27 protein-coding genes are annotated in these 23,357 nt (G+C 54.5%); 6 read left to right on the top strand and 21 right to left on the bottom strand.

Going from position 1 to position 23,357, the window contains the following annotated elements:
* Positions 1 to 56: 56 nt before the first annotated feature.
* From K0J45_RS07625 to K0J45_RS07605, 5 genes are all read right to left on the bottom strand, one after another.
* A complete protein-coding gene (locus K0J45_RS07625; protein ID WP_220044859.1) occupies positions 57 to 404 on the bottom strand; it encodes a 5-carboxymethyl-2-hydroxymuconate Delta-isomerase in 348 nt (115 codons plus the stop codon).
* A gap of 2 nt (positions 405 to 406) precedes the next feature.
* The gene (locus K0J45_RS07620) at positions 407 to 757 is read right to left on the bottom strand and encodes a VOC family protein (protein WP_220044858.1); all 351 of its coding nucleotides are present in this window, start codon (positions 755 to 757) and stop codon (positions 407 to 409) included.
* 232 nt (positions 758 to 989) lie between these two features.
* Positions 990 to 1,694, bottom strand: coding sequence for a DUF445 domain-containing protein (locus tag K0J45_RS07615; RefSeq protein ID WP_220044857.1), 705 nt, complete (start codon positions 1,692 to 1,694; stop codon positions 990 to 992).
* A 72-nt stretch (positions 1,695 to 1,766) separates the two neighbouring features.
* Positions 1,767 to 2,198 (bottom strand): GNAT family N-acetyltransferase, encoded by a 432-nt coding sequence (locus K0J45_RS07610; RefSeq protein WP_220044856.1) that lies wholly within the window; start codon positions 2,196 to 2,198, stop codon positions 1,767 to 1,769.
* Between the two features lie 131 nt (positions 2,199 to 2,329).
* Entirely contained in the window at positions 2,330 to 3,322 is a 993-nt protein-coding gene (locus K0J45_RS07605) for a 2Fe-2S iron-sulfur cluster-binding protein (RefSeq protein WP_220044855.1), read from the bottom strand.
* Positions 3,323 to 3,492: 170 nt separating this feature from the next.
* Here K0J45_RS07605 and K0J45_RS07600 point away from each other — a divergent pair, with 170 nt between their 5' ends.
* Together K0J45_RS07600 and K0J45_RS07595 are read left to right on the top strand one after the other, a co-directional pair.
* A complete protein-coding gene (locus K0J45_RS07600; RefSeq protein ID WP_220044854.1) occupies positions 3,493 to 6,822 on the top strand; it encodes a DUF748 domain-containing protein in 3,330 nt (1,109 codons plus the stop codon).
* Between the two features lie 213 nt (positions 6,823 to 7,035).
* A complete protein-coding gene (locus tag K0J45_RS07595) occupies positions 7,036 to 7,392 on the top strand; it encodes a glutathione S-transferase N-terminal domain-containing protein (RefSeq protein WP_011865300.1) in 357 nt (118 codons plus the stop codon).
* Positions 7,393 to 7,472: 80 nt separating this feature from the next.
* Here K0J45_RS07595 and K0J45_RS07590 read toward each other — a convergent pair whose 3' ends face one another.
* Genes K0J45_RS07590 through K0J45_RS07575 form a run of 4 tightly spaced genes read right to left on the bottom strand, consistent with a single transcriptional unit; the run spans position 7,473 to position 9,736 of the window.
* Positions 7,473 to 7,877, bottom strand: coding sequence for a CBS domain-containing protein (locus tag K0J45_RS07590; protein ID WP_011865299.1), 405 nt, complete (start codon positions 7,875 to 7,877; stop codon positions 7,473 to 7,475).
* Entirely contained in the window at positions 7,874 to 8,224 is a 351-nt protein-coding gene (locus K0J45_RS07585; RefSeq protein WP_011865298.1) for a P-II family nitrogen regulator, read from the bottom strand. Before K0J45_RS07585 ends, K0J45_RS07590 begins: the two co-directional genes overlap by 4 nt.
* The gene (locus K0J45_RS07580; RefSeq protein ID WP_220044853.1) at positions 8,214 to 9,002 is read right to left on the bottom strand and encodes a DUF1538 domain-containing protein; all 789 of its coding nucleotides are present in this window, start codon (positions 9,000 to 9,002) and stop codon (positions 8,214 to 8,216) included. The genes K0J45_RS07585 and K0J45_RS07580 overlap by 11 nt, the downstream gene beginning before the upstream one ends.
* Positions 9,002 to 9,736: a DUF1538 domain-containing protein gene (locus K0J45_RS07575; protein WP_220044852.1), complete on the bottom strand. Its 735-nt coding sequence runs from the start codon at positions 9,734 to 9,736 to the stop codon at positions 9,002 to 9,004. Before K0J45_RS07575 ends, K0J45_RS07580 begins: the two co-directional genes overlap by 1 nt.
* A gap of 241 nt (positions 9,737 to 9,977) precedes the next feature.
* On the opposite strand from K0J45_RS07575, the gene K0J45_RS07570 reads away from it, so the two are divergent.
* Positions 9,978 to 10,433: a hypothetical protein gene (locus K0J45_RS07570; RefSeq protein WP_258406790.1), complete on the top strand. Its 456-nt coding sequence runs from the start codon at positions 9,978 to 9,980 to the stop codon at positions 10,431 to 10,433.
* Between the two features lie 15 nt (positions 10,434 to 10,448).
* Here the strand turns inward: K0J45_RS07570 and K0J45_RS07565 are convergent, their stop codons facing one another.
* Positions 10,449 to 11,096 carry an esterase/lipase family protein gene (locus tag K0J45_RS07565; RefSeq protein WP_434086955.1) on the bottom strand — a complete coding sequence of 216 codons (648 nt, stop codon included), beginning with the start codon at positions 11,094 to 11,096 and terminating at the stop codon, positions 10,449 to 10,451.
* A 129-nt stretch (positions 11,097 to 11,225) separates the two neighbouring features.
* On the bottom strand, positions 11,226 to 11,549 hold the full coding sequence (yqfB, locus tag K0J45_RS07560) for a N(4)-acetylcytidine aminohydrolase (protein ID WP_220044849.1): 324 nt from the start codon (positions 11,547 to 11,549) through the stop codon (positions 11,226 to 11,228).
* 124 nt (positions 11,550 to 11,673) lie between these two features.
* Between yqfB and K0J45_RS07555 the strand changes: the two genes are divergently transcribed.
* Positions 11,674 to 11,943: a DUF2986 domain-containing protein gene (locus K0J45_RS07555; protein ID WP_220044848.1), complete on the top strand. Its 270-nt coding sequence runs from the start codon at positions 11,674 to 11,676 to the stop codon at positions 11,941 to 11,943.
* Between the two features lie 167 nt (positions 11,944 to 12,110).
* Here K0J45_RS07555 and K0J45_RS07550 read toward each other — a convergent pair whose 3' ends face one another.
* Positions 12,111 to 13,598: an MATE family efflux transporter gene (locus K0J45_RS07550; protein ID WP_220044847.1), complete on the bottom strand. Its 1,488-nt coding sequence runs from the start codon at positions 13,596 to 13,598 to the stop codon at positions 12,111 to 12,113.
* 58 nt (positions 13,599 to 13,656) lie between these two features.
* The gene (locus K0J45_RS07545; RefSeq protein ID WP_011865290.1) at positions 13,657 to 14,484 is read right to left on the bottom strand and encodes an ion transporter; all 828 of its coding nucleotides are present in this window, start codon (positions 14,482 to 14,484) and stop codon (positions 13,657 to 13,659) included.
* A gap of 169 nt (positions 14,485 to 14,653) precedes the next feature.
* Between K0J45_RS07545 and K0J45_RS07540 the strand changes: the two genes are divergently transcribed.
* Positions 14,654 to 15,193 (top strand): L,D-transpeptidase family protein, encoded by a 540-nt coding sequence (locus tag K0J45_RS07540; protein WP_258406789.1) that lies wholly within the window; start codon positions 14,654 to 14,656, stop codon positions 15,191 to 15,193.
* 89 nt (positions 15,194 to 15,282) lie between these two features.
* Positions 15,283 to 15,873 (top strand): VOC family protein, encoded by a 591-nt coding sequence (locus tag K0J45_RS07535; protein ID WP_220044845.1) that lies wholly within the window; start codon positions 15,283 to 15,285, stop codon positions 15,871 to 15,873.
* Between the two features lie 112 nt (positions 15,874 to 15,985).
* Here K0J45_RS07535 and K0J45_RS07530 read toward each other — a convergent pair whose 3' ends face one another.
* The 8 genes from K0J45_RS07530 to K0J45_RS07495 all read right to left on the bottom strand — a co-directional run bounded on the left by K0J45_RS07530 (position 15,986) and on the right by K0J45_RS07495 (position 23,355).
* Positions 15,986 to 17,371 (bottom strand): FAD-binding oxidoreductase, encoded by a 1,386-nt coding sequence (locus K0J45_RS07530; protein ID WP_220044844.1) that lies wholly within the window; start codon positions 17,369 to 17,371, stop codon positions 15,986 to 15,988.
* Positions 17,372 to 17,625: 254 nt separating this feature from the next.
* The gene (locus tag K0J45_RS07525) at positions 17,626 to 18,159 is read right to left on the bottom strand and encodes a DUF3833 domain-containing protein (protein ID WP_220044843.1); all 534 of its coding nucleotides are present in this window, start codon (positions 18,157 to 18,159) and stop codon (positions 17,626 to 17,628) included.
* A complete protein-coding gene (locus K0J45_RS07520) occupies positions 18,156 to 18,644 on the bottom strand; it encodes a chalcone isomerase family protein (RefSeq protein ID WP_220044842.1) in 489 nt (162 codons plus the stop codon). The genes K0J45_RS07525 and K0J45_RS07520 overlap by 4 nt, the downstream gene beginning before the upstream one ends.
* Positions 18,645 to 18,708: 64 nt before the next feature.
* Positions 18,709 to 19,218 (bottom strand): DUF2878 domain-containing protein, encoded by a 510-nt coding sequence (locus tag K0J45_RS07515; protein ID WP_220044841.1) that lies wholly within the window; start codon positions 19,216 to 19,218, stop codon positions 18,709 to 18,711.
* A complete protein-coding gene (locus K0J45_RS07510) occupies positions 19,196 to 20,476 on the bottom strand; it encodes a class I SAM-dependent methyltransferase (protein WP_434086954.1) in 1,281 nt (426 codons plus the stop codon). Before K0J45_RS07510 ends, K0J45_RS07515 begins: the two co-directional genes overlap by 23 nt.
* Positions 20,477 to 20,582: 106 nt before the next feature.
* Positions 20,583 to 21,386 carry a DUF1365 domain-containing protein gene (locus tag K0J45_RS07505; protein ID WP_258406788.1) on the bottom strand — a complete coding sequence of 268 codons (804 nt, stop codon included), beginning with the start codon at positions 21,384 to 21,386 and terminating at the stop codon, positions 20,583 to 20,585.
* The gene (locus K0J45_RS07500; protein ID WP_220044840.1) at positions 21,383 to 22,636 is read right to left on the bottom strand and encodes an NAD(P)/FAD-dependent oxidoreductase; all 1,254 of its coding nucleotides are present in this window, start codon (positions 22,634 to 22,636) and stop codon (positions 21,383 to 21,385) included. The genes K0J45_RS07505 and K0J45_RS07500 overlap by 4 nt, the downstream gene beginning before the upstream one ends.
* A complete protein-coding gene (locus K0J45_RS07495) occupies positions 22,633 to 23,355 on the bottom strand; it encodes an SDR family NAD(P)-dependent oxidoreductase (RefSeq protein ID WP_220044839.1) in 723 nt (240 codons plus the stop codon). The genes K0J45_RS07500 and K0J45_RS07495 overlap by 4 nt, the downstream gene beginning before the upstream one ends.
* Positions 23,356 to 23,357 lie beyond the last annotated feature (2 nt).

Below are 23,357 nucleotides of genomic sequence, written 5' to 3'. Positions count from 1 at the left end.
GACCATACTGCTCCTGATAAAACCCCGGCTCATCAGCCGATTAATCATTTAGCCGTTTAATCGTTTAACCTTTTAAAATAATGCTCTCGTTCGATATCCAGCACCTCCATGGTGATGCTGGATACAGAAGCGCACAGTGGCGCGATCAGGCGATCGACACACTGCATCAGGTGCAATTTTTGCTCGCTAGTGCGTCCCGGCATGATCTTGAAGCTGATATGAATAAAGCTAACAGCTTTTGCCTCGCCAACACAGTAATGTTCGGCGCTATAGGCGCGAGACTTGATACTGGCTGGCTCAAACAGCTCGCTCTCGATGGCGCCGCGATGCACCTGCTCAACCAGGTTGTCGATGGCAATCTGCTGCGCCAGCGGCGCGCTATATTCGACGATACAATGAGGCATTCTTACTCAGACCATACCGCAAACTCGTTTCCGTTTGGGTCCTTAAAATGAAAACGACGACCGCCAGGAAAGGAGAAGATCTCCTGGGTGATCAAGGCGCCCGCATCGGCAACCGAGGTTAGACATACCTCTAACGCCTTGGCATAGAGGACGATCAAGGGTGAGCCAGAGGCAATATCGAATCCCTTGTCCGACAGAAAAAATCCACCGGCAATACCGGCATTGGTAAAGCAGCTGTACTCGGGACCATAATCTTCAAACTGCCAGCCGAACACCTTGCCAAAGAAGGCCTTGGTCGCGGTAATATCCTTAACCGGGATCTCGATATAGTTAATGGTCTGGTCTTGATTCATTGCATTTCCTTGCAGGGATAATCGTTATTAGGTTTTGGCCCATAAACGTGAGCCAAGTATCACTTTTCAATCTACCCTCGTTCTAAAAGTAAAGCGAGTGTTAAATCTCCCCTGTCACCGACATAGCCTAGATTTTAGCCAAGAAAAAAGGGAGCCTGGCTCCCTTCTGAATCATTGAGGTTATGAAATGCAGCTTTTGAAATACAGCGTATGAAAAGTAAGTCTTGAGAGATTAGCTCAGCAAGGCCGCCAGCAGACCGATGAGGCCGCCGAATACGCCACCCCAGACCACCAGCCAACCAAGGTGCTGCTTGATCATCTCCTGCACTATCTCTTTCACCAACTGCGGCGTGAGTTCCGCCAGGCGCTGGTCCACTATGCTCTTCACCTTCGCCCTGAGATCGGCTAACACGTCCGGCTGCTCTATCTCATTCTTCAGCAGCTCATAGAAATCATCGCTCTGGGACAGTTCCACTAACGAGGTCTTCATCTTATTGATAAATGGCTCTTTCAACGGAGCTATCGCCTCTGTGCCGCCAAACATGGCCAGCATGCCACCAAACGAAGACTGCTCGACCGTGGTCACCAAAGCATCGAAGGCCGGTGACATATCCACCTTCTCGATAACGGGCTCCAGGTTGATGTGCGCGACGCTACCACCCTGTTGTGACAGGAACTTATCGATATTTTCGTTGGTGAAAAACTGCTCCATCATGAGATGGGCGATCCCCGCCTTAAACTCCTCAAAGCGGGCCGGCACCACGCCGCTGCCATAGAGGCCGGGCACCTTCTCGAATAACATGTGGATCGCCAGCCAGTTGGTCACCGCCCCCGATAGGGCAAACAGGCCGATGCTAAACAGGATAGCGTGCTGAAAAAGATAGCCACAGACCACCAACGCGGCGGCCAGTAAATTAGTGATAAGACTCTTATTCACCGATTTATCTCCAAGGATAAGACAAAAAAACCGCGCTATCTTACCACAAGCAAAATCCCTGAAGACAGCCTATCAGTTTTGGTTAACCGCCTGCTCGGCAAACAGGGCGCGGGTGTCGCATTCATCGACAAAGATAAAGCCATCACCACTGAGGTGCTCGCGGCGCACCGCCATCACATTGGTCTCGTCTGCCAGCTCCCTGGCCTTCTCAACCAGACGGGTGGCGATGCCTTGATGGCGGAAGGCTTCCTCGACATAAAGATCGTCAAAGTACCAGACGGGTTTGAGTAGACGCGAAGAGAAAGAGGGATAGAGCTGAATGAAACCGACAATCGCCTGGTCCAGCTGAGCAATGAAGATCACCGAATCGTTCTCATGCAGGCGGGCCTGCAGAAAGTCACCACTGTCGACCAGTGCGGAGGTTTGTCCAAGGCTCTGACGATAACGGTCAAACAGGGGGGCCAGCAGGGTCAAGTCATCTTCAATTGCAATTCGTATCAGCATATTCCGTCCTTGAAATCTGTATTGCCCTGGGAATGAGGGGCGACAAATACAGTTACATCCTTATGATTTAGTTGATGTTATCACATTAGGATTAAAATAACAGTCCATTGTGGATACTACATAAGTCTAGGCTAGCCCCTTGGACGTTTACGCAGATCTTTATACTCGAACGACAGGCTGTGGATCCGCTCGATGGGGAAACCGTTAAGAAAGGCGATCTCCCGGCTCTCGTTAACCAGGCCTGGCTCGCCGCAGAGAAACAGGTGCTGTTGACGGTCGAATTGATGACACTTGAGCGCCTCGCTAAACGGGTTGGCGTGGATCACCCGCCGCCCCTTGCTCTCACTCTGCCCCGTGATACAGGCCTGATAATGAAACTGGCGATGCTCCAGCATCATCTTGAGCAATTTAGGGTGCAGGTAGAGGTCGTTATCGTCCCGTGCGCCGACATAGAGGAAGATCTCTCCCTGATGACCCTGAGCCAGCGCCTGCATCAACATGCCGTGGGCCACTCCCAGGCCGCTGCCGAAGGCGACGATGATCAGCTTGGCATCGCGATAGGCGGTGCGATAATAGCGACTGCCTAGCGGCCCCTGCACCAGCAAGCTCTCGCCTATGCCCGCGTGGTGATACAGCCAGTCACTGAACTGGCCATTGTATTTGCGCCGCACATGCAGCTCTAAAAAGGGCTCCCCCGGCAGGCTGGTGGGTGAATAGCTACGGGTCAGGCCGTCGAAGCGACGTAAATTAATATACTGCCCCGGATGGTGCGCCAAAGGCTCATCCAGTGCCAAGCGAACACGCACCACGGCCTCATTGATAAACTGCTTCTCCTGGATCTTGGCGCCGATAAAGAGGTCCTGTGGCAAGATAGACTTGAGGCGCAGGGCGGGAGTGGGCTTACACTGACAGGAGCAGAGATAGTGACGCTGCTTGAGCCCCAAGGTCAGGCCGCGCTGGGCGCCGATCGCCATCTCGCCATCGACATGTTGTAGCAGACAGGTTTTGCACACCCCCTTCTTACAGGAGTAATTGACCCGCTGACCATGGCGTATCAGGGTGTCCAATACCGACTCACCGGCCTTGGCCTCAAATGCCTGACCGTCGAGGTAAAATGTTGTCATATATGTCGATTTATCTCGTAAAAATTTAAATAAATTTAATCTTTAGCCGTTCATTATCGATAATAAACCTACTAAAATTATAGCGACTGGTTCACAAACGTGCGGATTGGACTCGCCGTCCCCCCTTCCTTGAATCTTTTCAGTTCGTCTACAACGTCATTAAGGTCATTATGTCTTCCGTCCCATCATTTTTCGCAAAACTCGGACAAAAATACAAACAGCTGCCCAAATATCAAAGATATATTGGTATCTCAATTACCCTGTATTTAACATGGACCCTGTTACTGGGTCTACTGCTTCCTTATCTGCTGACCCAGCAAATCCCTAAGCAGCTGTCGAACCAGATCCAAAGACCCGTCTCGCTTACCCAGGTGAAGATCAATCCCTTTACCCTCGAGGTCGAGCTCACAGACTTTGCCATCAAGGAAAAAGACGACCAGCCCTTTGTCGGCTTTAAACGCCTCGGCCTGAATATCCAATTTTGGGACTCCCTGTTTCAGCAAGGGCTGAGTCTCACGGATATCACACTGGAAAATCCCCACGCGGAGGTAAAACGCTTAGAAAGCGACGAGGCGCTAAGGTTTAACTTCTCCGACATCCTGGAGACCCTGGCGAAAAACAGCGAGGCGCAACCAGAACCTGAGCCAGAGGGCAGTAAGACTATTCCCCACTTTATCCTCAAGAATCTGGCGATCGTCGATGCTAACCTGCATCTACTCGATGAGATCACTCAAGGGGAAGTCAGCTATCCCAAGGTTAACCTCAAGGTCGCCAGCTTCGACTCCCATAACCCCATAGCTGCCACTAAGGTAAGCGGCAATACCGCAAAGCCGCAGCCTCTTGAGGGCCAGAGCCTTGATGCCAAAAATGACGCGGCGCAGAAGGCCAACCGCTACCATATGGAGTTTCATAGCGATCGCGGCGGCAAGATAGCCCTCAAGGGCCAGGTACAGCTTACCCCCTTCGAGCTTGTCGGCGATGTCCGCCTGAGCCATATCGATCTGCCGCAGCTGTGGGCCTTTGTCGATAAGGCCTTCCATGTGTCACTGGACAAGGGCTATGTGGATTTCGCCACCGAGTACCGCGTCGCCATGGATGACGACCAGCTTGAGGCCAGCACCAGCGCCGGCGAGTTGAATTTCAGTGAGCTACTGATCACCCATGAGCAGCGAGAGCTTATCTCCCTGGGACGTTTTGCCCTCTCGGGCATCGCAGCGGATCTTGGCCAACAGCAGGTCGATGTGGCCGCCCTGACCTCGAGCGACCTCTTGGTTAACGCACGCCTAGATGGTAAAGGGGTCGATCTCGCCGCCCTGCTGGCACCAATAGGTAATGGTGATAAGGCGAAATCGACTGAGACGCCTAAAGCGACTGACAATAGTACGGCAAACGAGCAGGCTGCAGACACTCAAGATGGCAATGTAAAAGGTGCCAATGTACAAGTCGCCGAAGCCGATACCAGCAAGCAAGTGGCAAATTCTGACAAGAAGACAGACACTCAGGCACCAAGCTGGCACGCCAAGCTTGAGAAGATCAGCCTGAGCAACTATCAGTTAAACCTTACCGAGCAGCTGTTTAAAGAAGAGAACCTCTGGCAGATAGGCCAGTTGCAACTCACCACAGGCGCGGTAGATGAGAGCCTTAGTCAGCCCATCGACTATCAACTAGCATTAGCCATCAACCAAAGTGCTAAGGTGCAGAGTCAGGGGCAAATCGACGCCCTGGCCAAGCAGGTCAGCGCCGAGCTTTCACTCGATGGGCTTAGCCTTAACTGGTTCCAGAACTACATTGCGCCTATTGTGAACATCAAGATTGACGATGGCCGCCTGGCAACATCTGGACAACTGCTTGCCGACGCCAACGGAAAACTAAATTATCAGGGCACACTTCAGGTTGACGATCTTCAGGTCAAAGACCTTAAGGCCAACAAGACATTGGTGAAGTGGCAGCAGCTGGATCTCAACCAGCTCGACTTCGAAAAAGAGGCCAATAAACTGGCAATCGATCAAGTCACGTTAAACAAGCCATACGGACGCATTCTGATCAACGAAGATCGCACCACTAACTTCCAGGATCTACTTGTCGTTGCGACGGATGATGCTATCGCAAACGAAGGGGCGGCCGATGCCGACCAATCCGGCGCAGCTAAGCCTGCCACCCGGAAAAATGACAAACAGGAAAATGACAAACAGGAAAAACAAGCAGCAGAGGAAAAGGCCACAGCGCAAACCGTCGATGCGGCCAAGCCGATGGCCCTTAGCATCAACAAGATAGTGTTTAAAGATGGCTCGACCTTCTTTGCCGATAACTCTCTCACTCCTAACTTTGCCGCCAGCATAGAGCAGCTCGAAGGCAATATCGCCAACCTCTCCTCAAGTAGCGACAGGGCCGCCAAGGTCGATATCAAGGGCAAGATAGACAGATACGCCCCAGTCGTCCTCAAGGGTGAGATCAATCCCCTACTAGAGCAGCCTTATCTGGACCTCGACCTCAGTTTCAAGCATGTGGAGCTCACCTCGGTGAACCCCTATTCGGGCACCTATGCGGGTTACTACATAGACAAAGGCTTGATGTCGCTGGATCTTAAATATCAGCTGGAGAACAATCAGTTGGTGGGCGACAACCATCTGGTGGTCGATCAGCTGCAGCTGGGTAAGAAGAGTAACTCCAGCCTGGCGACCTCTCTGCCTGTCACCCTGGCAATCGCCCTGTTACAAGACAGACACGGGGTGATCGACCTTGGCCTGCAGGTCTCTGGCGATCTCAACGAGCCAAGCTTTAGCTTCGGTAGCATTATCGCCACCGCCTTCACCAATGTGATCACTAAGGCGGTGACCGCACCCTTCAGCCTGTTGGCCGGCCTATTAGGCTCAGACGATGAGCTGGATAAGGTGGCCTTTACCCCAGGTCTGGCGACGCTGCCAGAGGAGAGCCAGTCACTACTGAGCAAGCTGGCCAAGGGCTTGTCCGACAGGCCCAAACTCACCGTCAGCGCCAAGGGCGCGGTGGATCCGGTAAGCGACAGTCAAGCCCTGATGACGGCCAAGTTGCACCAGGAACTGGTTGCCCAGGCACAGCTTGATGATGCCAAGTTCACCGAGGCGCAGATGCCGGCTGAACTCACCGCCAGCACCTTCCCGACCACAGGAATACTCTCTGATGCGCTTAAATCTCTCTATGAGAAGACGCTGCAAAAAGATCCCGGCGAAGTGCTCAAGGAGATCAAACAGCAGCAGGCCCAGCAGGAAAATAGTGCCGGGAATAAGAGCGCCGAGGAGCTGCAGACCCGCTGGCATATAGCCCTGTACAACTATCTGGTCTCGGCCCAGCAGCTCGACGATAACGCCCTGGGTCAGCTGGCTCAGAGCCGGGCCCTGGCCGTGAAGCAATACCTGATTGAAGAGGCCAAGATTGAACCTGGCCGGGTATTCGTGCTCGACAGTCAGGCCGCGCTCGACACCAGCGCCTCACAGGCCCTGCTGACCCTAAGCGCCGAATAACAGAGGCGTTAACCTTCTCAAGCGGCCAGGCTCCAGTTTATGGACAGCTTGGCCGCTTTATTCTTTGCCGCTACAGGCCATAGTGTCTTCACAACATACTTGGCGCCAAACAGGGCGAAATGCCTCTCACCAGCGCTCAGTTTACGTCGAGGCTTTGATCTCCATCACGCTTGCGTTAGAATCCGCCCCATCAAAATTATCTAGGAGTCGTTAATGTTTATTGTTCGCTGGGTATTAGGCCGCATTATCCTGTTTCTGAATTTTGTTTTTACCCCTAAGAAGCGTCAGCGTCCGCTGGCCGAGCAGGCAAAGGTCGACGAGCAGACACAAGGGCTCCAGCTTTATCAATACGCCGCCTGCCCCTTCTGCGTTAAGGTACGCCGCGCCATTCGTCGCCAAGGGCTAAATATCGTCACTGTCGACGCCAAACAAGCCGAGCATCAACAGATGCTGGTAGAACAGGGTGGACTGGCCAAGGTGCCTTGCCTGCGTATCGACGAGGCGGGAGAGACTCAGTGGATGTATGAATCCTCAGATATCATAGATTATCTCAACAAGCGTTTCGCCTAAGGTGTAACCTAGGCACCTTAGCTATCGCTTAAGCGCAATGGGCACCCTAGGGTGCCCTTTTTATTGTCTGGCTCAAGCTGCTAGAGATGGGGCATCATCCCCTTGAGCACTATGTCATGATAGGTCACCACACCTAAGATCTTACCCGCCTCGATCACCGGCGCCTTGTTGATGCCGAAGCGTTCGAACAGCCTGGCGGTATAGCGAATATCCATGTCGGCATGTACAGACAGCACGGGCTTTATCATGATCTCATAGACATTGACCCGCTCCGGCGACTTGTCTTTCGCCAGCACCTTTCGGGCGATATCGCTCATCAGCACCATGCCATATTCGTCGTGTTCATGACGCTTGTTCACCAGCAACATGCTGACATCGTTACCCACAGCCAGCTTGATCGCCTCGGCCACGGTATGCAGACCATCGACCATCACATAGCTGTCTTTCATGACGTCGCTGTTCTTAATTAGCCTGCTTGGTTTCATAGTTGATCCTCAATCTCTTTGCTGAGTTTTTCCACCTGATGGGCGACGCCCACGGCGTCCTCCACATCTATCTGTATGGCTATCCCCTGCCCCGGGTTAGTGTCAAACTCCCCTACCCGGCAAATGGTTTCCAGAATGCTGCGGCTCATGTGCTCCTCCACCAACCAGAGGATCACGTCGCGCTGTATATCCAGGCCCAGGCCCATGAAGGTCTTCTTCTTTTCGAGTCCTTCGCCGCGGGCATGGTTGATGACAGTCGCTCCCGTGGCGCCCGCCTCTCTCGCCGCATCGAGCACGGTATCGGTACAGGTTTCATCGACGAAGGCGACGATAAGTTTAAAGCGCATGGTCTCGCTCCTTAGCGGATTTTCGCTGACTTAAGAATTCGACTAACTGGGCATAGCCCATTACTGTGATCATAGGAAACAGGCTGGCAAAGGCAATCAGGCCAAAGCCATCGATAAGTGGGTCACGCCCCGCCACATTGGTGGCAAGACCCAAGCCCAGCGCCGCCACCAGCGGCACGGTAACGGTCGAGGTGGTCACCCCACCCGAGTCATAGGCCAGTGGCACTATCATCTTAGGGGCATAATAGGTCTGGATCACCACCAGCACATAGCCGGCCATGATGTAATAATGAATAGGGTCACCCACCACGATACGAAAACAGCCAAGCGCAATCCCCATGGCCACCCCGATCGCCACCGAGATCCTCAGCCCCTGAATACCGATGGCGCCGCCCGATACTTCGTTGGCCTTGATCGCTACGGCAATCAATGAAGGCTCGGCAATCGTGGTGCTAAAACCAATAGCCGCGGCAAACAGGTAGACCCAAAGATAATCTTGCCAGATAAAGGGCGTGTCGCCGCCCTCAGGGTGGAGAAAATCGGGTGAGGTCAGCTGACTGGCCATGCTCTGACCGATGGGAAACAGCGCCAGCTCAAGGCCCACCAGAAACAGGCTAAGGCCGATGATCACATAGACAAAGCCCAGCAGCATCCGGCGCCAATTGGCAATGGCACGTTTGAGCACACCCAGCTGAAAACCAAACAAGATGGCAGCGATGGGCACCACATCCCGGGCAGTCAATAAGAGGGTGTCTAGCATCTCACTCAGGTAAGTCATCACAACACCCACATGCCGTAGAGTAATACGAAGATCATCGGCGTCAGACTGGCAAAGGCGATCAAGCCAAAGCCATCCAACATAGGATTACGCCCCTTGATCACGCTGGCCAAGCCTACCCCCAAGGCGGTCACCAGCGGCACGGTAATGGTGGAGGTGGTCACGCCGCCAGAGTCATAGGCGATCCCTATGATATTCTCCGGCGCAAAGGCCGTCAGCACCATGACGCAGAGATAACCGCCGATGATCAGATAATGAATGGGCCAGCCCTTGAGGATGCGGATCACCCCGAGGAGAATCGCCAGCCCCACCGAGATGGCCACCGTCAGCCTGAGCCCCATGGCATAGCTATCCATGGCCTCCTGACTTGCTGCAATGGCCCCAGAGTTCGCCGCGACCTCGGCCGCCTCGTTGGCCACCGCCGTCAGCGCCGGCTCCGCTAAAGTAGTGCCAAAGCCCAGGGAGAAGGAGAAGACAACTAACCAGAAGACGCTGCCCTTACGCGCCAACGCCTGGGCCAGAGACTCGCCTATGGGAAACAGGCCCATCTCGAGCCCAAAGACGAAGAATGTCAAACCGAAGACGATAAATACCAGCCCGAGCAGGATCTCGGCCAGATTAGCCGGGGCCTGATGCAGCACGAAGATCTCGAAGAAGGCAACCACACATATGATGGGTACCAGATCCCGAAAACTGCCGAGTAATGAACGAAACAGGCTTAACAAGGCCGACATGCATACTCCTTAGCACTGGGGATCTCCTAACACATTTCCCCTTACCTTGAGTGTGCCAAGACGCTAACAAATAACAACAATTTTCTCACATCCCACCCCATTTACGTGAGCCAGTTCAAGTTACTCGGCTTGAGTCAATTTAGGTAAAGTCAGGTCACCTGGGGTGATCTCCCCCGGCGATTGGGTTATGCTGACCCTGCAACGAATGTTAACCTCGACGAAAAATAAAGATAACAACAAGATGCCGATACGCTCCCCACTGCTTACCACCACACTGCTGCTCACAGTAATCCTTGGCCTTGGCGGCTGCGTAAGCAAACGCGACGTCGATGATTTTAAGGTGCGCGTTGAAGATACCTTCCATACTTCGATCAAGGGCAACGGCATCAAGCTGTTTACCTACAGGGTGAAGTACGCCGACCTGCCTACGCTTGAGCAGCCCCACATGCAGCGGGTACGCCAGATAGAAAAGATGAAACGCTCGGGCAGCAAGAAACGCTCTGTCTATGAGCCAGATCTGACCCGCTGGACACAGCAGATAGAGTTAGGCCTTGAGAAGACCATCGCCATGACAGGCTATTGCCGCGAAGGCTATCTGGAGCTGAGCCGTATCATAGAGGAAGGACGCGGTGAGATCCGCGGCGAGTGTAACGACGGCGCTACCGACGCCGACATCAGCAAGTTTGCCAACAAATAAGCGCCGAGTCACGTCTCAGCGCTGAAAGCGTCCATGGGCCAAGAAATGCGCCGTCTGGGCGATCACGCTGGGGTTATTCATCATGAAGGGATGGGTGACCGCCAGGCTGATATGATCCCGCATCCCCTCCAAGCAGGTGCGGGCCACAGAGACCTTACCATCGTTGGGCCCTGGCAAAAGAGTCGAGAGCAGCAGGTTCACGCTGCGATTACCCGCAATCACCCCCACTTCAAAGTGCGCCTTGCCCAGGCGATTGGGCACGCTCTCTTCCTCCGTGCCCAGCTGCAGACCCGCCGGGCCGTTTATCCACTTAAATCCGGGAAAATCTTTGAGACTATCCACCACCTCGCTGCCGCGATTGGGCGGCCCAAGCATGACCACACGGCCAAGTGCAGGCAAAGTATGCTGGCTCAGATACTGACGCACCAGTATGCCGCCCATGGAATGGGTCACGAAGTGCACTCTCTCGCCCCGGCACTGTGACAGCGCCCTGTCGATATGCTCGCTGGCCAGCGTCTCGATATCGAACTGAGTCGAAGGGTACCCCAGATTCACGCACTGATAGCCCTTAGCCGACAGGGCATGTTCCATCTTCTCCATCGAGCCTCGAGTGCGCGCCAAACCATGGAGTAAGATCACTGACTCATTGTGGGGGGACGTCACTGGCTGGCTCCTTGTCATTCCGACTTGTCCTTGTCATTCCGACTTATCCTTGTCATTCCGACTTATCCTTGTCATTCCGACTTATCCTTGTTATTCCGATTTTTCCTTATTCATCCTGGGTCAAACAAGCTAGAGCAGGCGATATTCGATAAGATAGAGGGTATCAATCTCACCATAAATCTCGGTGATCACCGCCTTTAACTGCTCAAGCGTCATGTTCTCCTGCGCGGCGTGCTGGGAGTTTAATGCCTCGAAGGCAAGCGTTTCGACCCGCACCACCTGAATATCGCAGAAGTGTCGCCCGGTTTCAAAGGTGGATACCGACAAGCGGTCACCGACGCGAAAGTGCGACTCGCTCTCATCCCTGAGGGTGATGGTTTTCGCCCCGCTGAGGATATCGGCTTCGAATCGCTCGAAGAAGGTGATCTTGCCATCATAGGTTAACAGGGTCATATTTCCTCTATCTGCTATTTTTGCCTATAGCCGCTTGGCACAGATTAGGTTAAAATCCGCCCCCGGTTTAAGCTAACTAGGTTTAAGCCCTTATTTTATCTGAATCAAACACCCTGGTGGAAGTATGAACAAGAAACAAAAGATGCTGAAGAAGACGGCAAAGCGCGCCAAGGCCCGTCACAACAAACATACGCCGCCGACCGTAAAGAAATATATCTCTAAGGGCGATCGCGCCAAGATGCTGGCTCAGGAGCAGGCCGAGATGGCTGCCAAGGCTAATGCCGCCGAGAAGGCCGCTAAGGTAGAGGGCGAGCAGGAAGTCGCTGTTGAGGCTGTTGAAACAGCTGAGCAGGAAGAAGTTTCACAAACCGCAGAGTCAAAAGCTTCTGACTAACAGGCCTCTAAGTAATCCCCCGCTGAGCAATAAGGCTCAAGGCTATTAAATAGAAAGAGCTAGGACTAGTGCTTAGTCCTTCCCCCAAGCGGCGCCATCACGGGCGCCGTTTTTGTATCTCACTTTCAAAGCGGTTTTCATCAATTCTTGTTAAAAACCAAGTGTGGCTAGTCGCGGCCCGGGCCTGTAACCAGCTCACTCACTCTATTACTCTCCTCACAATCTTGCTCTTCGCTGAGCTGCGCCATCTGAGCGCAGGAGGACGACAATGGATTAGGGCTGCTGGGGCTAAGCTCCTCGTCCAGCGCCTCCTGACTGACCGCAGGTACGGCGCTCGCCTGCACCTTATCTACCAGACGATAGGCGGTTAACACTCCGAGTACGCCGAAGAGGATCGCCCCCAGCACCTGGCCAATCAACACACCTTCGACGCCTCCGAGCTGGCCGCCATAGTAGACGAAGGGAATGGTGCCCAGGGTTGCCTTACCCACGTTAAACAGGGTCGAGTACTTGGCCTTACCCAGGTTATTGAAGGAGGCGTTCGCCACAAACAGAGCGCCGGAGAAGACGAAGAAGACAGCGATGTAGCGACAGAAGAAGCGGATCAGCTCGGCACTCTCCCCCTGCATAGCAAACAGGGCCACTATCTGCTCCTGCAGCAGCATCAGCAGCAAGGAGACAGTCACCACATACAGGGCGCAGAATTGCAGCGCCTTGGTGAGACTCTGACGCACGCGGGCAAACTCCCGCGCGCCGAAGTTCTGCCCGACTATCGGGCCTATGGCGCCGCTTAGCGCGAAGATCATGCCAAAGGCCACGGGCGTCAACCTGCCCAGCACGGCCCAGGCGGCCACATAACTGTCACCAAACTCGGCGATGGCGCGGGTCACCACTGCGTTGCCTACGGGGGTGGCGATGTTGGTCATCATCGCGGGGCCCGCGATGGCAAAAATTGGCTTGATATCTTCCTTGAAAGCGGTCAAATCGAAACGGCCAAACAGCTTATGCTTGACCACCACGCCCCTAGCGGCCACCAGCAGCACCGCCAGTCGAGCCAGCACAGAGGCGAGCGCCGCCCCTTCTATGCCCATGGCCAGTAGGAAGATGAAGATAGGATCGAACACCAAATTGACCCCGCCCCCCGTGAGGGTCGACACCATGGAGAGCTTGGCATCGCCCACCGCCCTGAGCGCGGCCCCCAGGGCCATCGCCAGACAGATGATGGGCATGGAGGGCACCAGAATATAGAGGTAACCGGCGGCCAGCTCACCGGTGCGGCCCGTGGCGCCCACTAGGGTGAGCAGCTCGGGGATAAAACAGGTGACTATGATGGCGACGACAGAGGCCACCAGCACTGTCACCACAGCGCTGTTGAGCAGCAAGCGCTTGGCCAGCTCAAACTCTTTGGCCCCCACGGCGCGGGACACCAGGGCGCCGAGGGCAATAGAGAGCCCTATTCCGATCGAGGTGGTAAAGAAAGAGATGGTGCCCGCGTAGCCCACGGCTGCGGCCAACTCCTGCTCCCCCAGCAGACTGAGGAAGAAGATGTCGATCAGATCCACCACAAACAACGCCGAGATGCCGATGGCGGCGGTGGAGCTCATCACCAGTATGTGGCGCATGATGGAGCCCTGGACAAACTTAGCCGTGGTCATAACGCTCCCTCATGGTCAATCACGCTTACTGCCGAATAGATTGCAAACATAGGGCTCCCTAGAGGTCTGTTTCCAGCTCGTTGCCGCATTTGTCACAGTAGAGCGCCGAGACTTCGTGACCCATCTTGAGACAGTTGCTGCAGCGGCGCAGATCTTTCTTGCGCACCATCTCCTGGGAGATCTCCGAGGTCAGGATGCCGGTCGGAATGGCGATGATGGAGTAACCGATCAGCATGGTCAGCGCGGCGATCCCCTGCCCTAAGGTGGTCTGCGGGGTGATATCGCCATAACCTACCGTAGTGATGGTCACGATTGTCCAGTAGATAGATTTGGGCATGGAGGTGAAACCATGCTCGGGTCCTTCTACCACATACATGATGGCGCTGAGCACCATGACGATCAGGCTGACGGAGAAGAAGAACAGAAATACCTTACGGCTCGACTGCATCATGGCCCGCAGCAGTATGTTGCCCTCGCTGAGATAACGCAGCAACTTAAGCACCCTGAAGATGCGGAACAGTCGCAGCACACGGATCACCAGCGTGAAGTTGGCTCCCGGGAAGATGAGCGCCAGGTAACTGGGCAGAATGGAGAGCAGGTCCACCACGCCGTAGAAGCTGCGGGCGTATTGCACCGGATGGGCCGAGCAGTAGAGCCTAAGCAGATACTCCAGGGTAAATATGCCGGTAAAGCCCCACTCGGCGATGCGGATCCAGTCGCCGTAGCGGTTATGCACGCTATCTATGGTGTCGACAAATACCAGGGCGACACTCAACACGATACAGACGATCAGGCTAAGGTCGAAATAGCGACCGGCCGGCGTGTCTGTGCCGAAGATAATCTCTCTGAGTTTCTGTTTACGTGCCTCTTGCGGGGTCTCATCCATCTAAATCAACAATCCTTATCGCTTGCTATATCTTTTGTCATCTCTCATACCATAAAAACGTGCCAACCCCATGCGCTTTGACGCAACATGGAATTAACCGATCCAGCTTAATCTAAAATAAGGTATGATGAACACCCAAGTAGTGGCTTTATTTTACCGAACCAAGACGATGCAGACATTTTTTAAACAACTCCTGCTGCTCTGCCTGCTCGCCCCGGTAGGGGTTACCTGGGCGCAATCGAGTGGCCTCAGCTCGCCCCACAGCGCCAGTAAGAGCCAGATTGGCAAGGTCGATCTCGTGGTGGTTAATAAGTCTGAAGCCAGCATGTTGTTGATGCGACAAGGTAAAGTGTTAAGACGCTACAAGATTGCCCTGGGGGATCGCCCGGTCGGCCACAAGCTGCAAGAGGGAGATCAACGCACCCCAGAGGGGCGCTACATCCTGGATTATAAGAAGGCCGACAGCGCCTACTACCGCGCTATCCATATCTCCTACCCCAACGACGAAGATAAACTCAGGGCCGCCGCGCTGGGGATCAATCCCGGCGGACAGATCATGATCCACGGCCAGAATCCGAACTCATCGCTCACCCCGGATGAAGCCCAGCGCCTCAACTGGACCGACGGCTGCATCGCCATCAAGAACGAAGAGATAGACGAGCTGTGGCGCGCCGTCGATACCGGCACCCCCATAGAGATCTGGCCTTAAGACCAGTGCCGCCCCCAGTGCCGAACCCGGTGCCTGTGCCGCTAGCACGGCACTAATACCCAATTTTGAGTCCACACAAGACAATTAAGATGATGACTGAATCTCAAGTTTCCGATGAGCTGACCTTTGACGCGCTCAAGCTGCAGTGGCCCACCTTCAGCCAAGCAATTTTAGATTTCATGAAGGAGCTAGGGTTGGATGCCCTAGATCTCGAGTGCGACCATGCCGCCCTCAGGGTCAACACTAGCCAAGGCGCCGACAGCCTAAGAGAGGCCTTCTGCCGTCAGGGTGAGATCATCTCAGATAATATGATCAACGGTCGCCCCATTCTCATCATCGCCCTCGACGCTCCCATGGTACTAGGCGAGCTGACGATAGAATGTATCGAGCTGCCCTACCCCGGCGATAAACGCTACCCGGTGGAAGGCTGGGAACATATCGAGCTGGTACTGCCGGGCGGCGCGACCGCTACAGAGACACTGAGCGAGCAGCTACTCGAGCGGGTGCCGACACTTACCAGAGTGCTGGCTCAGGAAACGGATGTTAAGGTGAAGATGAGTTCGCCTCAGGGGGAACATGAGCGCCTGGCTAACCCCACCATAGCCTTCAAGCGGGGCAACCTCTGCATCAAGGTCCATCCCCACGGCATAAAGGCGGTTATCGCCTCCGAAGCCAAGTAGCTAAGTAGCTAAGTAGCTAAGTAGCACACTAATCCAGTAGCCAAGTAGCCAAGTGACTGTTATTTAAAAAGTAAACAGTCACTTGGTTACTGCTTTCAACCTAAGCCCCAATTTAAGCGGGCTTGATGTTCTGATTCACCCTAAACAGATTATTCGGATCGTACTGCTTCTTAAGCTGACGTAATCGCCCATAGGTTTCCCCATACGCCGACTCGGTACGATCGGATTCATCATCGGTCAGGAAGTTGATGTAGGCGCCACCGCTGGCAAAAGGCTTGGTCTTATCGAAGAACTCCCGCGCCCAGGCGATACAGCGTTTATCATCATCGGCAGACTCCCAGCGCACATGCACGTTCAATACGTACTGAGCATCCCGGGCCGAATAAGCCATGGCATCGGCGGCCGGAAGACAGGTGGCGCAACCGATTGAGGCGATAAAGATCTCACACTGCTCAGTGGGCAGGGTACCGGCATATTCGATGGCCGTATCGATAGCCGCTTCACTAAGCTGGGTAAAATTATGGGACTTCCAATAGTTACGCGAACCGGGCGTCAACAGAGGATCGAAGGCCTGCTGCCAGGCTGCAAAGGGTTGTACGCCCACATGCTCACCCACAGGCGTGCCAAATTGACGAAGCGGCGCGATCAGTTTCTCACCTTCGGCGGGATCGCCGGCATAACAGATTGCCAGCACTATCACCTCTTTGCCGTGAACCGACTCAGGGAGAAATGGCAATGGCGGCGCCTTACGTGCCACCATCCAGACACTTAACTCCTCGGGCGCATTAGCGGTAAAGTTAACAAACTGGCTGATAACAGATTTTGCCTGCTCGAAGGGGAAAACGATGAGGCCGCTGAGGACGTCGGGCCCGAGGGGATGCAGCTTAAACTCAAATTGAGTAACTATACCGAAGTTACCACCCCCGCCGCGCAGTCCCCAGAAGAGCTCTGGTTCACTGGCCTGACTGGCAACGAGCTGCTTGCCTTCTGCGGTCACCACATTGGCCGACATCAGGTTATCGATTGTCATGCCGAGTTTGCGGCTCAACCAGCCAAAGCCACCACCTAAGGTTAATCCTGCGATCCCTGTGGTGGAGTTGATCCCCACGGGTACCGCCAGGCCATGTTTCTGAGTGGCGGCGTCCACATCCGCCAAGGTACAACCCGGCTCAACCAAAGCCAGTTGTTTGTCGGGGTCGACCTTGACCTGTTTCATCAAGGACAGATCTATCAGCAGGCCATCGTCACAAAGTGCCTTTCCCGCGATATTGTGGCCACCGCCGCGAACCGAGATGAGTAAATCATGTTCCCGGCCAAAGTTGACGGCCTTGACCACATCCTCCGCCGAGGTGCAACGGGCGATCATCCCCGGTTTTCGATCTATCATGGCATTCCAGATCTGTCGCACTTCGTCATAGTTGCTGTCTTCGGGCAAAATAACATCGCCACCAAATCCAGCCTTAAAACTGTCCACCTGAGATTGTTGTAAACCTTTCATATAAGCTGCCTCTTAAGCGTCACATCGCCGCGCAAACAATGTATGTGCCAATAAGTGCTATGCTCATTCCCTCAAGTGTAACGTCAATAATGCTTGGTTCTAGTTGGAGTAATGGAATTCATTCACGGATATAAATACGGCGTATCAAAAGAGCATCAGTCTTTATGTTAGTAGAAACCATGAGGTTTGGATAACCAGACGCATGCTCAAACGCGATTTAAAATGACGACAGCAAACGGGTTGACGGTTTAACCCTAAATTTTCTCTATGTAGAGGATAACTTCTCCTACCTTGATGCCAAACTTGCTCATCTCTGTCTTGTTGAACAGGCGCTTATCATCGAGCAGAAACATCCAATCATCTAAGGTCACCTGGTAGATCTCGCCATCTATAGGGATCTCGAGTTCATATTGCCAGAACAGCGCCGCCCCTCGGGTTTGGCCAAGGGCTGTGCCCACCACGTCTTGGGCGCTGCCTTGGTAGGAATTATCATCTAGCTTGGTGAGCTGCCAGGTGCGCTCGCTCTTCTCGCCGTCATCGAACAGAAACCACTCCTGGATCTCACCCTTATCGCCCTGCCAGCTAGCCAGCATATCCACCTCGAAGCGCCTTATCAGGATGCCGGAGCGATCCAGTACTATGCCGTAGGCCTTTAGCTTACCGTCAAAAAAGCTGTCCAGATGCAGCTCTGGAGTGGTGTCGCTATAGTCCTCCAGTGAGGCACTGCCACAGGCACTAAGCAGCAAGATAAGTAAGGAGGTCACAAATGCCAAAACGAACTTTTTCATTGTCTTAATCCCAATAGGCCCTGTCTTAACTCAGGCTCTGAGGTGCGCTCAGATAACCAGATGGCCAGAAACGCCTCGCCGAAGGTGCGATCCTGGATCTGCCCAAGCGGCTTGTCACCGAAGTAGAAATAGCTGTCACCCTGGCCGTTCACCCATAGGGTCAGGCTGTCGCCCTCGCGCACATCGGGCCAGAGCCCCTGGATATGCAGCTGCCAAGAGGTTATCTGCTGGTCTGAGTACCCCAGGTGACGCCACTGATCTGCGGTGGCCTCGATAAGCAGATCACTTTCGATATCTCGGTAGTAATTTATCTTCAGCGCCTTATCGGCACTCGCCTCATAGTCAGGCTGCGCGCTATACAGCTCGGCGCGATACAAGGTCCAAAACAGATACTGCATCTCGGCGCTACCTATCTTATGCAGCCTGTCGAGATCCGCGGCCTGCACACTCAGGCTTAAGAGTAATAGCAATAGAACTTTGCCCATGACTCACCTCGCTTTCTTACCTAATACACTTCTAACCTAATACGCTTCTTACCTAATGAGCTTGTTACCGAATGAGCTTGCTAGCTTGCAGCCTTGAGACCTTCCCCTGTCCCCAAACCAGCAAGGGCAGGAGCACTGCCCAAACAGGCGCCGCGATCGACCAAAAATCGATAGCCGAGACTTGGGTCGTTAAGGCGCCCAGACTTACCCCGGCCCAATAGCTGCCCGCCCCGCCAAGGGCGCCGATGAGCATCAGCCAGGGCAGGCTGAGCCCGGATAGCAGGCGTAAGCTGTGATTGAAGCTCATCAGGAAGATCACCCACAGCAGGGCCAGCCAGAGGGGAAATGCAGATTCGATGCCGCGGAAGGTGCCGAGGGCGATGAGCGCCCCATCCACCAGCAGCCCCAGCGGCAAAAGCGCCATCAGCCTAAGATCCGCCTTCACACAGGGGGACAGCAGACAGTGCAGCACGATCAGCCCAAAGATGATGTAGCTGGCCGAGTTTGTTAACCAGGCCGCCGACCACCAAGCCAGCTGAAACAGGCCAAGATTAATAAGCCAGAACGCTTTCATCCCGAGCACCAAAATACCTGTGCTTACGGGCGACCAGATGATGGGTGGCGATAAGTCGCTCCTTAAATGCCCCTTCGCAGTAGCAGAAGTAAAACAGCCAGAGACGCTTAAATTGCTCGTCATAGCCCATCGCCTCCAGTTCCGGCCAGGCCTGCTCGAACGCCTGACGCCAGTCGTACAAGGTTCTGGCATAGTGCAGGCCGATATCCTCCAGATCGCAGATCACCATGTCGGTACGCTTGGCCAGCTGCTCACTCATCACGGCCACCGACGGCAGACAGCCACCGGGGAAAATATATTTCTGAATAAAATCGACGCCTTTACGGTACTTATCGTAGCGGCCATCGCTGATGGTGATCGCCTGCAGCAGCATCTTGCCATCATCTTTTAGCAGGCCCGAGCAGGTCTCGAAAAATGTTCCTAAATACTCGTGGCCAACCGCCTCTATCATCTCTATCGACACCAGCTTGTCGTACTGACCTGTCAGGCGACGATAATCCTGCTTGAGCAGGGTTATCTGGTCACTAAGGCCCGCCTGCTCAATCCGCGTCTTGGCATATTGATACTGGGCATCGGATATGGTGGTCGTGGTAACGCGGCAGCCATAGTGCTGCGCCATATAGATGGCTAGCGCCCCCCAGCCTGTGCCTATTTCCAGCACATGTTCTCCGGGCTTGAGTTCCAGCTTTTCGCAGATGGTTTGTAGCTTATGCTGCTGGGCTTGAGCGAGCGTCTGAGCACTGTCGCCGTAAAGCGCGCAGGAGTAGAGCATAGAGTCATCGAGGAAGCGCTCGTAGAGCTCGTTACCTATGTCGTAGTGGGCCAGGATGTTGCGCTTGGCGCCCTGCTCAGTGTTGCGTTGACTCAGCCTTAGCAGCAGATGCTTGATGCGGGTCAGCCAGGCCATCTTCTGCTCCAGCGCGTCCAGCCGGGTTTGATTGCGGGCCATCACCTGAATTAGACGGGTAAGATCCGGGCTGGTCCACTTACCATCGAGAAACGCCTCGGCGGCGCCTATGCTGCCCCCCTGGATAAGGTCGCGATAGAAGCTGGGATCCAACACGTTTAACTGGGCGCTGAGGCTTGCACTTCGCTCACCAAACTGCTGCTGCGTATCACCTTCGATGAGGGTGATAAAGCCGCCTTTGAGCTGGCCCAAGAGGCGAATGACCAGGGCGCGATACTTCTGCATTGCGCCCAGTTCCACTGCCACAGCGCGAGGCCTTACACCATTTACTTGTTTGATTGTCTGTTCCATCTCTACCTCGCTAAATGAAATACCATCTGCATCCGGGTTGTCGCCATGCTCTGCTGCTGTCTGCCTGCCTGCGCCAATTTCATAATCAGCGAGACTGGCTACTGGCTTAACTCGCGCTATCGGCATCTGGGTGTGCGATAAAGGGCACCCGCTTGACAAACAGCTTAAGCGCCTGCCAGTAGATCCCGAGCAGCATCTTCACCGTCATGGCAGGGATCCTGACCCAGGTGCTCAGCAGATTACCCGGGGTTATCCCCTGTCTGTCGAGCGCCAGGGTAGCATCGAACACCTTAGCCTCCTGATGGTTCTCGATATGCACCAACGCCTTGGCCGCCGGCGGCGAAACTCGCCAATGATAGGTCATCTCCATCGCCATAAAGGGCGACACATGAAATGCCTTCTTGAGCTTCATCTCGCCCTCTAGGCTCAGCAGGTAGTAATGCCTCTGGTTCCAGGGGGTGTTACTCACCTCGGCCAACATGTAGCGGCAAACCTGCTGCGCGTCGTAACAGAAGTAGAAGTTGATGGGGCTGAAATAAACCCCTAAGCAGCGGCACTGAGCCAGCATCACGACCCTGTTTTCTGTCTGCCAACTTCCACCGAGTGCGGCGACTTTCTGGGCAATACGCTGCTTAAGGCTGCCGGGTTCATTTTTGAGGTAATCTTTTTCATTAAAACGTATGGGGTTGAACCAATGCTGGCCAAACAGCCAGCTGCGGGATGTCACTGCAGAGAGCTCGTCGAGGTCAAGCCCCATCATGTAGAGGCGATAGCCAAAGGCGTGTGGGATCTCGCCAAACCTGCGATGGCGTACCTGTCCGACATAGATGCCGCTGCGCTCCACAGGCGCTTTTGGCTCTCGCTGCTCGCTCGCTTGAGAGGCAGCAGATGTTTGGCCATTGGCGCTCATAGGCTCATCCCGAAGCGCTTAGTGACATCCAGGGCGCTACGCACCCCATCTTCATGGAAGCCGTTGTACCAATAGGCGCCGACAAAATGGGTGTGGGACTTACCGCATATATCCAAGCGTCGCTGCTGGGCGCGGCAGCTGGCCTCGTTAAGCACTGGATGGTGATAGACGAAGCGGCGCAGCACCTTATCTTCGGCTATCTCCTCACTCTGATTCAGGGTGACGCAGAAGGTGGTGTCGCTGTCGATCCCTTGGAGGATATTCATGTTGTAGGTGACACAGGCGGCGCGCTCGAGATTATCATCCAGCATATAGTTCCAGCTCGCCCAGGCCAGTGGCCGCTTAGGCAGCAGACTGATATCTGTGTGCAGTACCACCTCGTTACGGCTATAGGGAATGCCGCCCAGCACTTCTTGCTCATCGACCGTGGCATCTCCTAACAGCGCAAGGGCCTGGTCCGAGTGACAGGCGAAGATCACCTCATCGAACACCTGGGTTTCGCCCCCTTGCAGCACCAGCCTCACCTCACCCTCCTGGCGATATACCCCCTCAATCTGGCTACCTAAATGTACCGGACAAGAGAGGCCCGCGAGGATCGCCTCAACATACTGACGTGAGCCGCCGGGCACCACATACCACTGGGGCCTGTCGCTGATGTTGAGCAGGCCATGGTTGTAGAAGAAACGGATGAAGAACCTAAGCTCGAAGGCCTGCATCTCTTTCAGGCTGGTCGACCAGATGGCCGCCCCCATGGGCAGAATGTAGTGTTCGCTGAAAAAGCGAGAAAAACCATATTGCTGCAGAAATTCCCCCAGGGTCATCCCATCAGGTACCGTATCCTGGCCGTAACACTCCTTGCAGAGGCGATTGAATCTTAGGATCTCACTCAGCAGACGCCAAAAACGGGGACGAAACAGATTACGCCGCTGGGCAAACAGGCTATTGAGGCCGTGGCCGTTGTACTCGAAACCCGTCTGGCGGTTGTGCACGCTAAAACTCATCTCGGTAGCTTGTCCCTCGATGCCGAGCATGGCCAGCAGACGATTGAAATTAGGATAGGTCCTGTCGTTGAACACGATAAAGCCGGTATCTATGGCATAGTCGCGACCCTCATGGTGCACATCGACCGTGGCCGTGTGTCCGCCCACGTAATCGTTTTGCTCAAACAGGGTCACCTCATAGTGCTTGTCCAGCAGATAGGCGCAGGTCAGGCCCGAAATGCCCGAGCCAATAATGGCAATTTTTTTCATGGAGACACCATCCTCATGGCGAGACGGCGCCAGAGCGAAAAAGGTAACAGTGAGAGGCTCTGCATCAGCCAGATAAACAGGCGTGGGAAGCGAATGTCGCGCTTGCCCTTGGCGATGCCGCGCATTATGGTATCGGCGGCCTCCTCGGCGCCGATCATCATGGGCATGGCAAAGGTGTTTCTATCCGTTAGCGGCGTCTGCACGAAGCCTGGATGCACCAAAGTGACCTCTATCTGATGCTTAGCCAGATCGATCGCCAGCACCTTGGCCAGGTAACTCAGCCCCGCCTTGGAGGCCCCGTAGGCCTCGGCTCGTGGTAGCGCCAAAAGCTGGGCGCTGGAACTGACCAACACCAGGCGTCCGCCGGTTCTTAGCTTAGGTAACCAGGCCTGCAGGGCGTAGCCGATGGCGATAAGGTTGATATTGATGATCTTGTCGAAACGCTTGGCATCGAAGTTGAGCGCATCGTCGATATATTCGCAGTCGCCGGCGTTGAGGATCAGCAGATCCAGCGGCCCATGGTCGGCAGCGAGCGTGGGATAGCTATCGTACTGGGTCAAATCGAAACACAGGGTGCTGATGTTAGGCTGCGCCTCTGTTAGCGCATCTAGCTTTGCCTGACTGCGACCACAGGCGATTACTTTATGCCCGGCCTTGGCATAGCCAAGGGCGAGCTGCTTGCCTATCCCAGAGGTGGCGCCGGTTATCATGAGTTTCATCC

It is taken from the genome of Shewanella alkalitolerans (assembly GCF_019457575.1).
Classification (GTDB): domain Bacteria; phylum Pseudomonadota; class Gammaproteobacteria; order Enterobacterales; family Shewanellaceae; genus Shewanella; species Shewanella loihica.
This window is presented reverse-complemented; position numbering and strand designations above follow the sequence as displayed.